The 14,668-nt window shown below is 45.8% G+C and carries 14 protein-coding genes; 10 read left to right on the forward strand and 4 right to left on the reverse strand.

The features are described from left to right. The first annotated feature begins 141 nt into the window (after positions 1–141). Positions 142–1,248, forward strand: coding sequence for an ATP-binding protein (locus tag CHH91_RS09565; protein ID WP_286160739.1), 1,107 nt, complete (start codon positions 142–144; stop codon positions 1,246–1,248). Between the two features lie 40 nt (positions 1,249–1,288). Here the strand turns inward: CHH91_RS09565 and CHH91_RS09570 are convergent, their stop codons facing one another. Then, on the reverse strand, positions 1,289–1,414 hold the full coding sequence (locus tag CHH91_RS09570) for a small acid-soluble spore protein P (RefSeq protein WP_095217759.1): 126 nt from the start codon (positions 1,412–1,414) through the stop codon (positions 1,289–1,291). A 245-nt stretch (positions 1,415–1,659) separates the two neighbouring features. On the opposite strand from CHH91_RS09570, the gene acnA reads away from it, so the two are divergent. The 5 genes from acnA (at position 1,660) to CHH91_RS09595 (ending at position 7,948) form a co-directional block, all read left to right on the forward strand. Then, positions 1,660–4,368: an aconitate hydratase AcnA gene (gene acnA, locus CHH91_RS09575; RefSeq protein ID WP_095223223.1), complete on the forward strand. Its 2,709-nt coding sequence runs from the start codon at positions 1,660–1,662 to the stop codon at positions 4,366–4,368. Positions 4,369–4,459: 91 nt separating this feature from the next. After that, positions 4,460–4,903, forward strand: a complete 444-nt coding sequence (locus CHH91_RS09580) for a TlpA family protein disulfide reductase (RefSeq protein ID WP_095223224.1) — start codon at positions 4,460–4,462, stop codon at positions 4,901–4,903. Between the two features lie 65 nt (positions 4,904–4,968). Next, on the forward strand, positions 4,969–7,221 hold the full coding sequence (locus CHH91_RS09585) for an AAA family ATPase (RefSeq protein ID WP_353615318.1): 2,253 nt from the start codon (positions 4,969–4,971) through the stop codon (positions 7,219–7,221). Beyond that, entirely contained in the window at positions 7,218–7,637 is a 420-nt protein-coding gene (locus tag CHH91_RS09590) for an acyl-CoA thioesterase (RefSeq protein ID WP_095223225.1), read from the forward strand. The genes CHH91_RS09585 and CHH91_RS09590 overlap by 4 nt, the downstream gene beginning before the upstream one ends. 2 nt (positions 7,638–7,639) lie before the next feature. Then, positions 7,640–7,948, forward strand: coding sequence for a hypothetical protein (locus CHH91_RS09595; protein ID WP_095223226.1), 309 nt, complete (start codon positions 7,640–7,642; stop codon positions 7,946–7,948). Between the two features lie 20 nt (positions 7,949–7,968). Here CHH91_RS09595 and yidD read toward each other — a convergent pair whose 3' ends face one another. The 3 genes from yidD to plsY all read right to left on the reverse strand — a co-directional run bounded on the left by yidD (position 7,969) and on the right by plsY (position 9,868). Further along, complete coding sequence (gene yidD / locus CHH91_RS09600; RefSeq protein ID WP_038560509.1) at positions 7,969–8,214, reverse strand: membrane protein insertion efficiency factor YidD; 246 nt, start codon at positions 8,212–8,214, stop codon at positions 7,969–7,971. Positions 8,215–8,218: 4 nt separating this feature from the next. Beyond that, a complete protein-coding gene (folE2, locus tag CHH91_RS09605) occupies positions 8,219–9,151 on the reverse strand; it encodes a GTP cyclohydrolase FolE2 (protein ID WP_095223227.1) in 933 nt (310 codons plus the stop codon). Positions 9,152–9,265: 114 nt separating this feature from the next. Then, positions 9,266–9,868, reverse strand: a complete 603-nt coding sequence (gene plsY, locus CHH91_RS09610; protein ID WP_095223228.1) for a glycerol-3-phosphate 1-O-acyltransferase PlsY — start codon at positions 9,866–9,868, stop codon at positions 9,266–9,268. Positions 9,869–10,021: 153 nt separating this feature from the next. Between plsY and CHH91_RS09615 the strand changes: the two genes are divergently transcribed. From CHH91_RS09615 to CHH91_RS09630, 4 genes are all read left to right on the forward strand, one after another. Then, positions 10,022–11,089 carry an ABC transporter ATP-binding protein gene (locus CHH91_RS09615; RefSeq protein WP_095223229.1) on the forward strand — a complete coding sequence of 356 codons (1,068 nt, stop codon included), beginning with the start codon at positions 10,022–10,024 and terminating at the stop codon, positions 11,087–11,089. Then, the gene (locus CHH91_RS09620) at positions 11,086–12,606 is read left to right on the forward strand and encodes an ABC transporter permease/substrate-binding protein (RefSeq protein WP_095223230.1); all 1,521 of its coding nucleotides are present in this window, start codon (positions 11,086–11,088) and stop codon (positions 12,604–12,606) included. The genes CHH91_RS09615 and CHH91_RS09620 overlap by 4 nt, the downstream gene beginning before the upstream one ends. A gap of 17 nt (positions 12,607–12,623) precedes the next feature. Next, entirely contained in the window at positions 12,624–13,052 is a 429-nt protein-coding gene (locus tag CHH91_RS09625; RefSeq protein ID WP_095223231.1) for a CoA-binding protein, read from the forward strand. A gap of 86 nt (positions 13,053–13,138) precedes the next feature. Continuing rightward, complete coding sequence (locus tag CHH91_RS09630) at positions 13,139–14,563, forward strand: protein adenylyltransferase SelO (protein ID WP_286160740.1); 1,425 nt, start codon at positions 13,139–13,141, stop codon at positions 14,561–14,563. Positions 14,564–14,668: the final 105 nt, after the last annotated feature.

Consider the following 14,668-nt stretch of genomic DNA (forward strand, 5'->3'; position numbering starts at 1 on the left):
ATTTGTTTTGTCTATACAAGTTTTAGGAAAATCGTGGTATGGACGTTTTGTTTTTTCTATAATTGTAGTAACATACTTAACAAAAGGACTTATACATACATAGATGCACGAATAAGGTCACATAAAAGGGGGCGAAGGAGCTTGAACGAAGACGACTATAAGACAGAGAAAAAGAAAGAAGCGGCTTCATTTAATCCGACAGGCTTTGATCCACATTCTTTGGCTGAACTTCCCGCACCGATGCTGCAATGGATCGATCAAAACGGATTTGATATAGTTTTCGTCTGTGACTACGAAGGAATGATTCATTATACTTCTTCGTCGATTACAAGGCTGCTTGGCTATTTGCCGGAAGAAGTGGTCGGTACATCTTCTTTAGCATATTTGGATTCATGTGACGTGCCTGTCCTGCGGAATAGGTTCGAGACGACAACAGAATGGCCGCAGCGGTTTCATCTGACTGTACTGGATAACCGCGGCAAGCATATTTGGATGGAAGCGAGTATCTCTTTGACAGAAAATCAGGGTGTACCTTACTATATTGGCGTGGCTAAGGATGTGTCCGATAAGAAAGAAATAGAAGAGATGATGTTCCGCTCTGAGAAGATGAGTGTAGCTGGACAGCTTGCGGCTGGAATTGCACACGAGATTCGTAATCCGCTGACTAGTCTAAAAGGATTCCTCCAGCTTATTCAGGCCGGAATCAGCCGCAAAGAAGAATATTACAAAATCATGGTTGATGAAATAGAGAAGATCGAAACAATCACATCAGAGCTTCTATTCATTTCAAAGCCGGTAGCAGAAAACAAAGAATCGGAAACGATTCATGAAATGCTGCAGGATGTCATCACATTGCTTTATTCCCAAGCTCGTCTGCAAAATGTCCAGATAAGTTTTGAAAAAGGGGAAAACAGCAGACTGCTATGTGACCGATCTCAAATCAAGCAGCTCTTTATCAATCTTATAAAGAATGCGCTTGAAGAAATGCCTCACGGAGGCAAGATTGATATTCGCCAGCGTCAAGTGGGCAGGGATTGCATAGTAGATGTAGTGGATGAAGGACCTGGTATTCCGGATGAGGTGCTTGCCAAGCTCAAGGAGCCTTTCTTTACGACAAAGAAAGAAGGGACGGGACTTGGTTTGATGATTTGTACGCAAATACTGGACAAGCATAACGGTGCACTTGATATCCTTCGTAATGAAACGAAGGGGAGTACCTTCAGGGTGTCCCTGCCAATTAGCTTATAATATTTATACATGGCCTCTTTTATAAGAGGCCATGTTTCTTTTACATGTCGTGATGACTATTATGTTTCTGCCTGCTATGATTTTTGTTTTTTACCTTCTTTGACCCGCTTAGAGGCTCATTCACCTTTTCTGGGTGTTTGCGTTGTTTCCCTTTCTGATCTCCCATTTTTTCACCTCCATAGTAGCTATTATTCCTTGTACAGAACCCCTTATTCGAGCGTTATCAAAATCTATAGGTAGAGCGCAAAATGCGCTAGTTTTCCCTATTTTACGCGTGTTTTTTGCTCTTAATTAATTTACTTATGAATCGTTTTCATTTAGAATAAAAAGTGCAAATCGATGTTAGCTCGTGCTGTTCTATCATAAGATTGTGGTAGAGCAGGCTAATTCACAAGGGGGTTTGTTCATACGATGGTGGGAAATAATTCATACAACGCAAAGAAACAGTTTGAATTAAACGGAAAGACGTACAATTACTATCAATTGAAAGCGCTTGAAGAGAAAGGGCTCGGAACAGTCTCCCGTTTGCCATTCTCTATCCGTGTACTGCTTGAATCGCTGATCCGTCAGCACGATGGCTTTGCAATCAAGGACGAGCATGTTGAAGGCTTAGCAAACTGGGGGAATGGGAACATCACCGATGTACCATTCAAGCCTTCCCGTGTTATCCTGCAGGACTTTACCGGTGTACCGGCAGTCGTAGATCTCGCTTCTCTTAGGAAAGCGATGGTCGATCTTGGAGGAGATGCAGATCGGATCAATCCGGAAATCCCGGTGGATCTTGTCATTGACCACTCTGTACAGGTTGACAAGTATGGCACGCAGGATGCGCTGAAAGTGAACATGGAATTGGAATTTGAGCGAAACAAAGAACGTTATGAATTTTTAAATTGGGCGCAAAAAGCATTCGATAACTACCGTGCTGTTCCGCCAGCAACTGGTATCGTCCATCAGGTAAACCTGGAATACTTAGCGAATGTTGTCCACGCTAACGAGGACGCAGACGGTTCGTATACTGCTTATCCTGATACATTGGTTGGTACCGATTCCCATACGACGATGATCAATGGACTGGGTGTCCTTGGCTGGGGTGTCGGCGGTATCGAAGCAGAAGCAAGCATGCTTGGACAACCATCTTACTTCCCAGCTCCAGATGTAATCGGAGTGAAGTTCGTTGGTACGATGCCAGCTGGGTCCACTGCAACCGACCTGGCGCTTAAGGTGACACAAGTACTTCGTCAGAAGAGCGTAGTCGGAAAATTCGTGGAATTCTTCGGTCCGGGACTTGCGGATATGCCGCTTGCTGACCGTGCAACAATCTCGAACATGGCGCCGGAATACGGAGCGACATGCGGTTTCTTCCCAATTGATGAAGAAACACTGAACTACATGCATCTGACAGGCAGAAGCCAGGAGCAAATCGACTTGGTTGAGAAGTATGCGAAGGAAAACAACTTCTGGTACACTCCGGATACGCGCGATCCCGAGTATACGGAATTGGTGGAAATAGACCTTTCTGCATTGGAGCCGAACCTATCTGGTCCGAAGCGTCCGCAGGATTTGATTCCGCTTTCCGGCATGCAGAAATCATTCGTTGATTCAATCACTGCACCATCTGGCAACCAAGGATTCGGACTGGATAAGAGTGAATTCGATAAGTCAGTTGAAGTACATCATCCGGATGGCAAGACATCCACAATGAAAACAGGTGCTGTCGCAATTGCTGCGATCACTTCCTGTACGAATACTTCGAACCCGTACGTAATGCTTGGAGCGGGTATTCTTGCAAAGAATGCGGTTGAAAAAGGACTGACTGTGCCAGCGTATGTGAAAACATCTCTTGCACCAGGTTCTAAAGTAGTAACACGTTACTTGGATGATGCAGGTCTGACACCTTATCTTGATCAATTGGGCTTTACGCTGGTAGGGTATGGCTGTACGACATGTATCGGTAACTCTGGACCGTTATCGCCTGAAATTGAAGAAGCAATTTCTTCAAGCGATTTGACGGTTGCATCCGTACTTTCTGGTAACCGTAACTTCGAAGGCCGTATCCACCCGCTTGTACGAGCAAACTATCTGGCTTCACCGCCGCTAGTTGTGGCTTATGCACTTGCAGGTACAGTGGATATCGACTTGGATAACGACCCAATCGGAACGGATAAAGACGGAAACGCAGTTTATTTCAAAGATCTATGGCCATCTCCTAAAGAAATCCGGGATGCAGTTGCTGAAGTTGTTACACCGGAAATCTTCCGTAAGGAGTATGAGGATGTTTTCAATTCCAATGCGAAATGGAATGCAATCGCTACAACTGAAGAACCGCTTTACAAATGGGATGCAGATTCAACTTACATCCAAAACCCTACTTTCTTCGAGAACATCTCTGGAGGAAGCGGCACAGTGCAGCCTTTACAAGGTTTGCGCGTAATCGGGAAGTTTGGCGACTCTGTAACAACGGATCACATTTCTCCAGCTGGTGCGATTGCGAAAGATATGCCAGCAGGTAAATACTTGCAAGATAAAGGTGTCACACCTCGCGAGTTCAACTCCTACGGTTCCCGTCGCGGTAACCACGAGGTAATGATGCGCGGTACATTTGCAAACATTCGTATCCGCAACCAGCTGGCACCAGGTACAGAGGGCGGTTACACAACTTACTGGCCGACAGATGAAGTAATGCCAATCTATGATGCAGCAATGAAATATCAAGCTGATCAAACTGGACTGGCTATCTTTGCTGGGGAAGACTACGGTATGGGAAGCTCTCGTGACTGGGCAGCAAAAGGTACAAACTTGCTTGGTATCAAAACTGTCATCGCACAGAGCTTCGAACGGATCCACCGTTCCAACCTTGTCATGATGGGTGTACTGCCATTGCAGTTCCAGCCTGGCGATAGTGCAGATTCACTTGGCTTGACTGGCCGCGAAAGCATCGACGTTTCAATTGATGAAAATGTTTCTCCGCGTGATATTGTCAAAGTAAAAGCAACTGCTGAAGACGGCAAAGTAACCGAATTCGAAGCAGTAGCCCGTTTCGACAGTGAAGTGGAAATTGATTATTACCGTCACGGTGGTATCTTGAACATGGTATTACGCAACAAACTGCAGCATGCATAAGAACTTTGGAGAAGCAGCCGATCCGGCTGCTTCTTTTTTTGGTTAGTTTGGTCCTCTTTAGCCCAAAATAAACGGCAAAGGGGGAATATTTATGAAGCGAGGATTACTCCTCTTATGCCTTATGCTGTTCATGTTTCCGTCGCTAGTAAAAGCGGAGACAGTGGAATTGGATTCGGTAGAAGCTCTGATTGAAGGTTCGGCTGGGAGGCCTGTAGTGATCATGTATTGGGCAACCTGGTGCGACACATGTTTGTCTGATTTATCGGAACTGGAGGATTTTCACGCTTTAGCGGGTAAAAAAGTGAGTGTATACAGCATCAATGCTACGAAGAGTGAGCGAAGCGTCAAACAAGTGAAAGCCTTTGTGGAAAAAAGTGCGCTCCAAGTACCAGTTTATCTGGATAAGGACGGTACTGTGGCCCATCAATTTCGGCAAATAGCAGTACCTTTCACTATCATTGTAGACAAAAAAGGTAAGCAGCGGGTCATCCCTGGACCCGTATCAAAGGAACAGCTGGAGGAATGGGTTAAATAAAATCCCTCCAGTTCACCTGTCTGGCTGTAGTATGCTAAAATGATGATAGAAAAGGGGGCATACTTGTGACACAGACAGAGAAAACCCTGACCGAACAAGTAATTGCATGGAGTTCAATGGACATCTCACCGCCTCTATCCGAGATAGAGGCGTTACGTATGGCATCAGAACTTGATGCTGGGGAAGAGGCCTTAAAACAGGGCTTATATCGAATTATAGCTTTTTACCGGATCATGCGCGTGCATAAACAGGATCCAATCAGCAGACAGCTGCTCGCTGCTTCTGAACGGACTCACCCAATCGTTATGGAAATCGACCAATTCGCACAAGTGAATCAATACTACCAAGCGCTGATGAACACGGATTTGCCAGTATGGTCGGTTAGGGAAACGGATTTCGATCCCGCAAAAATGAAGAAATCCCAATCCTTACACAGCCAGCTGACAGATGCAATGCAGGCATACCCTCGAAGAATAGAAGGTGCCAGCAAAATTGCATCGGCATACAACCGTTCTTATGAGGAGTTGGAGGATTTGCTTGTCCTGCTGGAGCAGACAATCGAAACGATTGAAAATAGGAAAACGGGTTCGCCTGTTACAGCGATGAACGCAACAGTTTTGCAACTATTAAAATCACTTACAGCTGTAAAGGATGCGCTGCCTGCTGTATTGAGCCAGGCAAGCGAGAGCCGACCGCTTGAAGTGCTTGATCAACTGATCGGACTGCAGGATGTGAAGACGTATATTCACGACTATTACCATTATCTCCGTTATCAGCAGGAAAGAAAGCAATTCGGATTCCAGATGGTAGATGAGCCAGGTCTTAATATGGTCATCACAGGCAATCCCGGAACAGGTAAAACGACGATAGCTCGTCTGCTGGCGAAGCTGTATCATCAGCTTGGTCTGTTAGAGTCTGATCATGTTGTCGAAGTGAATCGCTCGCATTTGGTTGGTTCGTATCTTGGCCAGAGTGAGGAAAACACGACAAATTATGTGCGTCAGGCTATCGGCGGCGTGCTATTCATAGATGAAGCGTACAGCTTGAAACGGGAAGGGCAGAGCGGAAATGATTATGGACAAGCAGTAATTGACACGCTTGTCTCTAGTATGACTAGCAGTGAATATGGTGGCAAATTCGCAGTTATTCTTGCTGGTTATCCAGAAGAGACACGTCAATTTCTGTTTGCCAATCCTGGTCTTCGCAGCAGGATACCGGATCAGAATTATATCGAGCTTCCGGACTTCGAGACCGAGGAACTGCTGCAGATTGCGGAGAATACAGCACTTGCGAACGATTTCTTCTTTACGGAAGAAGCACTTCGTCTTGTGAAGGATAATATCGAACAAGCACGTGTGGATGATACATTCGGAAATGCCCGGACCGTTCGGGATATTGTACTGCGGATCATTTTCCAAAAAGGAGCAGATCGCAAACTCACGACGGATTCCTGGATTGATCACATGACGCTCTCAGCACAGGATGTGAAAGATCCAAAACAGAACGAGGATGACTCAGAGCCATTGCAGCAGCTTGAACAGCTGATCGGGCTGCAGTCGATAAAGGAAGAAGTGAAAAAATTATCTTCCTTTGTACAAGTTCAGCAGGCGAGGAAGAATAAAGGAGCTCCTGCAGTTCCGATTCAGCTGCATGCTGTTTTTACCGGTAACCCCGGAACGGGAAAAACGACGATTGCGAAAATCTATGCTGATATCCTGAAAGAGCGCGGATTGTTGAAGCGGGGACATTTGGTCGTTGCTTCACGAAGTGATTTAGTAGCAGGTTATGTTGGCCAGACTGCTGCAAAGACGAAAGCAGTCATCCGTGATGCGCTTGGCGGTGTGCTATTCATTGATGAAGCGTATAGCTTGTTCCGTGGATCACAAGATTTCGGTAAAGAAGCAATCGACACGCTTGTGGATGAGATGACCAAACATAATGAAAACTTGGTTGTCGTCCTTGCAGGGTATCAGCAGGAAATGAAGCAGTTTATCGACAGCAATCCAGGACTTGCTTCGCGTTTTAAGAAGTATTTCATTTTTCCTGATTACAATAGTGAAGAGCTTGTTGCTATCTTTAAGCATGCAATGGAAAACTATGCGTATACCCTGTCAGGAGAAGCGGAAGACTTCCTGAAGGATCGTCTGGCTGCTGTAACAGTAGCGGGGAATGCCAGATTCGTTACGAATCTCTTGGACGAGGCAATACAGTTCCAGTCACTTCGACTTGTGGAAGCGCAAGAGCAGACGGAAATGGATGTGCTGGAGAAGAAAGATATAGAAAATGCTTGGGAAATGGTTAGGAGAAGTGCTTTATGAAGAAATCAACATCAGAAATTAATGTAAGATACGGTGAGACCGACCAAATGGGTGTAGTGTATCACGTGAATTATCTTGTCTGGTTTGAGATTGGCCGGACCGACTTTATTGAAACATTGGGATTACGCTATGCGGCAATGGAGGATGACGGCTTTCTTTCCCCAGTTGTGGATGCGAAATTGAATTTCCATTATCCTGTACGGTACGGAGAAAAGCCGATTGTGGAAACATGGCTACAGTCTTATGATGGCATTCGGACGATGTATCGATATGAAATCAAAAATGAAGACGGTAAGCTTTGTGTTTCCGGAACATCGACTCATACAGTAGTGAAAAAGGAAACTTTCCGCCCGGTGTCCATTCGTCGCTCCCTGCCGGAATGGCATGCTGCTTATTCGAAAGCTTTGGAAGCATAACGATGGCATTTGGGATCAGACGTAATGAATTGAAGGTATGGAAGGAACGTGTCCGCCAAGGGGAGATTGCTTTTTTGACCCACTATTGGCTGGACGCGCGATTTCCTGAAGCAAAGACAGTGACAAAGGCAGGCTGTGCCGACCGGCAGAAGCTGATAGATTGGGGAGCACAGTATGGCTTGCAGGAAGCTTGGATTGACGAGCATGAAGACCTGCTTCATTTCGATCTGATTGGGGATTATCAGCTTCGTATACTTCAAGCCGAACAGCAATGGGAGCAGCTGGAGAGATTTCAGCTCTTACCAAATTAAAAGCAGTAATCCAAATAGGATTACTGCTTTTTTTCATGATGATGCTCACATGTGGTACCGGGTACAGGGTCAAAACCGCCCCGATGAAAAGGCTGGCATTTAGCGATTCGTTTAATAGTGAGCCAGCCGCCTTTCCACGCGCCATACCGCTTGATTGCCTCCAGTCCATATTGCGAGCAGGTCGGATAAAAACGGCAGGATGGCGGTGTTACAGGGCTGATGAATCGGCGGTAGAAACGGATCAAGGCTAAAAATACCTTGTCCATATACTTACTCCTCTTCGTCGCGTTTGTCGTAGCTCAATGTAGCCACAGCGTCATGCAAATGGATGGATTCTTCGTTGCTGCAGGATACTGTGAATTTCTCCACGTAATCAAGCTCATACAAATCAGCTGCAACCAGACGGACCATATCCTCGACAAAGCGCGGGTTTTCGTAAGCTGTCTCCGTAACCATCTTCTCATCCGGACGCTTCAGGACTGGGTGAATACGGGCACTAGCATTGCTTTCGGCAGCTTCGAGCAAGTCTTCCTTCCAGTCGCGAACATCTTCATCGAACGCATCTGTGAGCTGTACTTCCATTGAAACAATACCACGCTGGTTATGTGCGCTGTATTCGCTGATTTCTTTCGAGCATGGACATAGTGTCGTTACTGTGCCGGAAAGTTTAGCTGTCGTGCGGAAGCCAGTTTGTTTGTCGTAAGCAACTTCCAGCGTTGCATCTGCATGATTCAATCCAGTCATACCGGATGCAGGGCCGCTTCGCTCGAAGAACCATGGAAATGTTACTTTCACTCGTGCATCTTCTTGTTTCAGTCGGTCTGCAAGCTCTGCAACGAATAGCTGCAAGCTTTTCACAGAAACAGTGAATCCGTTTTTATGATACAAATCCAGCTGTTCAGTGAACCGGCTCATATTTGTACCTTTGCTATCCTGCTGGATGCTGGAGGTGAATTCGAACGTTCCGATCGTAGTCTGCATAGCCGGACGTGTATTGCTGATCACTTGGATCGGATGTTTAACTTTCGCAATGCCAACTGCATCTATATGGAAAAGAAAGTTCTTTTTCGTATTTTGTAAGTCAGCCATATCGGCTTTATTTTCTGGTTTCGTCTTTTTGCCTGGAGCTACGGAGCCAAACAATTTATGACGTTCTGCCTTGGATGGCAGCTGTTTTTTAGTTGGTGTGTGTAGGTGCTGCATAATTGTACTCCTTTCAAAGTCGCATGGACTAGCTTAAAGTATACCCGATGGTAAGCCCGTAATTCAATTGTCTGAACCGAGTAAATCCCGGAGAAATGAAAAAAACAATCCCGCTTACCTGGAATTGTTTTTCACGAGGAAGGACGCTTTCGGTTCTTCACGTCTGATAATCCGGACGATATTCTGTCTATGCTTATAGAGGATGAATATTGCCAGTAATCCGAGAACGATAGTCAGCACGATATCCTGTGCGATAAAGAGCGAGACGATAACGCCTACAACGCCAGCTGTCATGGAAGCAAGAGATACATATTTGCTGATGAGCAGCACGATGACAAAACTTGCAATAATGATGGCAAACAGCAAGGCATTGACACCTAAGATGATTCCAGCTGAAGTCGCGACAGCCTTACCGCCTTTGAACCGGGCGAATATAGGATAAACGTGCCCGATGACTGCTCCAAGACCGATGATCAGCAGATATAAGTCAAATCCGAACAGAACAGGCAGGATGGTGGCAATTGTTCCTTTTAAGATATCCGCAATCAAAACGATTATTCCAGCTTTCTTACCGAGTATCCGGAAAGTGTTCGTTGCACCAAGATTACCGCTTCCGTGCTCTCTAACATCTATATTGTAGCCTACTTTGCCGACGATCAAGGCAGAAGGTATCGAACCGATTACATAGGCGAGCAGGATGAATAACACGTATTCCATATACATTCTCCTTTAACAACAAACGTTCCTATAGCTTGCTTATCCATTTTAGCACGAAGTATCATGGAAGGGCATAACTTTTTACATAGTATAGGATTAATTCCCTAGGTGCAAGGGTAATGAAACACTTAGTACATAATACGAGGTGAAGGCATGATTGAATTCAAAGGTGTACATAAGACGTATCCAGACGGAACGGAGGCTATCAAAAACTTCAATCTGGAAATAAAGGAGGGGGAACTTCTAACACTCATCGGTCCAAGCGGCTGCGGCAAGACGACGACGATGAAAATGATTAACCGGCTTGTCGAACCAACCTCTGGAGAAATATACATAAATGGAAAACAATTAAAAGAATACAACATACACGAACTACGTTGGAATATCGGTTATGTATTGCAGCAAATAGCCCTTTTTCCGCATATGACGGTAGAGGAGAACATTGCTGTGGTCCCGGAGATGAAAAAGTGGAAGAAGAAAGATATTCAGAACCGCGCAAAAGAATTGATGCAGATGGTTGGCATGGAGCCTTCCATTTACATGGAAAAGAAGCCATCCGAATTATCCGGCGGCCAGCAGCAGCGCGTCGGTGTCATTCGTGCTCTCGCAGCTGATCCGCAGATTTTGCTGATGGATGAGCCTTTCAGTGCATTGGATCCGATAAGCAGAGAAGGGCTGCAAAAAGATATCAGGAAATTACAGCAGCAGATTAAGAAGACGATTGTTTTCGTGACGCATGATATCGATGAGGCTACGGCGTTAGGTGATCGGATCTGTCTTATGAATACTGGAGAAATCATCCAGGTGGATACGCCGCAGAAATTGATACTTGAGCCGCGTAATTCCTTCGTTCGCAGCTTTATAGGAGATAAGAAATCACCATGGCAGACTGCGGTGGATATCGTAGCCTCCCAAACTGTCTCGAGAATTCTGTCTCAAACAGCATACGAAGAAGGCGATTATGATCATGGACAAGCCTATATTCTATCAAGTGACGATGGGCAAGTACTGTGTGCGGTGGAGCATGGCACACAGCAAAACGTCATGGAAATCCCGAATGACTTGAATGTATTGGAGGCAGTAAAAGTATTTGAAAATACTGGTACAAGCATCCTGCCTGTCACTAAAAACAGCGAACTGATCGGTACACTTACGCAGCAGGAGCTATTGACGTTCCTAGCGAGTAAGACGGAAGTCAAGAATGGGGTGGTGACCCAATGAACGCATTCCTTGAGGTATTTGAACAGCGAAGTGATTCCTTTTGGACAGCTTTAGGAGAGCATCTGCAAATATCAATCATTGCATTGCTTATCAGTATTGCGATTGCCGTACCGCTTGGTCTTTTGCTGAGCCGCTCCAAAAAGCTTGCTGAACCGATTATAGCAGTAGCAGCTGTCCTGCAGACAATTCCCAGTCTTGCAATATTGGCATTCTTGATTCCATTAATAGGTATTGGAACGAAGCCTGCCGTGGTAGCTCTAATCATATATGCGCTTCTTCCGATACTCCGAAATACATATACCGGTATAACAGAAGTTGACCCAGCTTTGAAAGAAGCAGCTACTGGTATGGGAATGAACAGTTTCCGACGATTGCGTAAAGTTGAGCTTCCGCTTGCGATGCCCATCATCATGGCAGGTATAAGGACTGCGATGGTCATGATTGTAGGGACTACTACTATTGCCGCTTTGATCGGGGCCGGCGGTCTGGGCGAACTGATTTTATTAGGGATTGACCGTGGCGGCGATGTAAACCTTATCCTTCTTGGTGCAATACCAGCAGCTTTGTTAGCGATATTGCTGGATTTGATTATCCGTATTTTCGAGCGGACAAGTCGGAAGTTTGGCTTCAAATCACTGGTTGTCTTGCTTCTCGTAGCTATAATCGGTGTTTTAACACCATTTGTGGTGGCCAAAGATAACCAGCCTGATCTTGTAATTGGCGGGAAACTGAATGCAGAGCCTACGATTTTGATCAATATGTATAAGCTGCTTATCGAGGACCAATCAGATTTGAATGTTGAATTAAAGCCGAATTTAGGGAAAACCGATTTCCTGTTTGAGGCATTGAAAAGCGGCAGTATTGATATATACCCGGAATTCAGCGGCACTGCACTAGTGACACTGGCTGGTGAACAAGCAGAAAGCAATGACGGTCAGGAAGTATACGAGCAGGCAAAGGATGCTATGCGTGAGAAGTTCGACATGGCATACTTGGAACCGATGGCGTACAATAATACGTATACACTTGCAGTGAAACGATCTTACGCAGAGGAGAACGACCTGCAGACGATTGCAGACCTTCGAAAAATGGATGATGAGATGACTGCCGGTTTCACATTGGAATTCAGCGATCGGGAAGATGGCTATTTAGGCATTCAGGAACTTTATGGTGTTGAGTTTGGTGAGCTGCGTACATTGGATCCCGGTATACGTCAACAGGCGATTGAAGCGGATGATGTAGATATTATCGACGCTTATTCGACAGACAGTTATATTAGAGATTTGGACCTTGTCACCCTGGACGACCCTGAAAATTTGTTTCCCCCATACCAAGGTGCTCCGCTGATGCGTCAGGAGACGCTGGATGAATACCCGGAGCTTGCTGACATATTGGGACAGCTTGCGGGTAAGATAACAGATGAGCAAATGACAGAGATGAATTACCAGGTCGATTTCGAAGGGAAGCAGCCAGAGGATGTTGCAAGAGAATTCCTTGAGCAGGAAGGTCTACTCTAAAGAAAGGGGCATGAATAATGACGTTTCAGAATCCAGAGAATGAACAGATTCGTGACATATTAGTAAATGCAAAAACGATTGCGGTAGTGGGGCTGTCTGATTCCCCTGCTCGCACCTCCTATGGCGTGTCTCGGGCGATGCAGCAGGCTGGATATAAAATTATCCCTGTCAATCCGCGCGTAACCGAAGTTCTTGGCGAGAAAGCCTATCCAAGCTTAGCTGATGTACCTGGTGAGATTGATATTATCAATGTCTTTCGCCGTTCTGAATTTCTGCCGGGTCTGGCAAGAGAAGCAAGCAAGACCAATGCTCGTATCTTCTGGACACAGCAAGGTGTTTATGATGAAGGAGCGGCCGCTTATTTAGAACAAGAGGGCTTTACGGTCTTGATGGATCTATGTATCAAAGTCGCCCATAGTGTGCTTGTCGGGCCTACCCGCAATTGACTTTACCCCATCTGCTCCCAGCAGATGGGGTTCTTGTATCATTAGCGTATACTAGAACGAATGAAGATTTAAAAGGAGGAATCAACGTGGGTTTAGATGGTAAATTGGATAGTTCGTATGCGGCACTGCCTGAAGCTTTCTACACACGGATGGAACCGAATCCGGTCAGTGAACCGCAGATGGTGAAATGGAACGAGAAGCTAGCAGCCCATCTTGGAATCGAACAGGAAGGTGTTCTAGAAGCCTTGGCAGGTAATGCTTTTCCGCAGGGAGCAATTCCGATCGCACAAGCATATGCTGGTCACCAATTCGGCAATTTTACTATGCTTGGTGATGGACGGGCTATCCTTCTAGGTGAATGGCAGGACCAGAAGGGCAAGAAAGTGGATATCCAGCTGAAAGGTGCAGGACGCACGCCTTATTCAAGAGGCGGTGACGGTCGTGCAGCACTCGGCCCGATGCTTCGGGAGTATGTGATCAGTGAAGCGATGCATGGGCTTGGTATCCCTACAACACGAAGCTTGGCAGTCGTTGCTACAGGTGAACCTATCTACCGGGAAACCGAGTTGCCTGGTGCAGTACTTACCAGGATCGCAGCAAGTCATATTCGTGTGGGGACGTTCGAATATGCGAGAAGATTTTGTTCAGAGCTTGAGCTGAAGGCTTTGGCTGATTACAGCATACAGCGTCATTATCGAGAGCTTGCAGATCAGCCTGATAAGTATGTGCGATTTTTCCAAGCGGTGGTGGAGCGCCAGGCTGCACTGCTTGCTAAATGGGTAAGTGTCGGTTTCATCCACGGTGTGATGAATACAGACAATATGACGATCAGCGGGGAAACGATTGATTATGGGCCGTGTGCCTTCCTCGATACGTATGAACCTATGACTGTATACAGCTCCATTGACCTTCAAGGGCGTTATGCATACGCTAATCAGCCGCCAATTGCTGCGTGGAACTTAGCTCGTTTTGCAGAAGCACTGCTTCCTCTTTTCGATGAAGTTCCAGAGAAAGCTGTGAAGAAAGCCGAAGGTATTTTGCGTGAGTACCCGCGTATGTACAGAAAGTCCTGGCTTGACATTATGTATCAGAAGATTGGTATAGAGGATGTGAAAGATGGCGATGAAGCTTTAGTGGAGGATTTGCTAAAAGTAATGGAGCAAGCAGAAATGGATTACACGAATACATTTCGCGCATTAACAACTGGGGACACAGCTTCATTGGAACAAGCAGAAGGCTTCCAATCGTGGAATGAACGCTGGGAGGCTCGCCTGGCTTCGGAAGGAATCGAAGCTGCCCGTGAGAAAATGCGACAGTCTAATCCGAGTGTGATTCCCCGCAATCACTTGGTGGAGGAAGCATTGGAAGCTGCAGGAAGCGGCGACTATACGCTGTTCAATCGTCTTTGTGATATCGTCTCTGATCCTTACAGCGATGCACCAATCGATCCAAAATATACGGAAGATCCTCCAGAACCTGAAGAACCATTTCAGACTTTTTGCGGAACATGATATTCTGCCTGCCTCCTGGCAGGTATACATATATAGGAAGTTAAGATAAAGGGATGACATATCGAATAACGTGTTAGCAGCATACAGATAATGATATTTCACTTA

Source organism: Virgibacillus sp. 7505 (assembly GCF_002272135.1).
Lineage (GTDB): Bacteria > Bacillota > Bacilli > Bacillales > Amphibacillaceae > Terribacillus.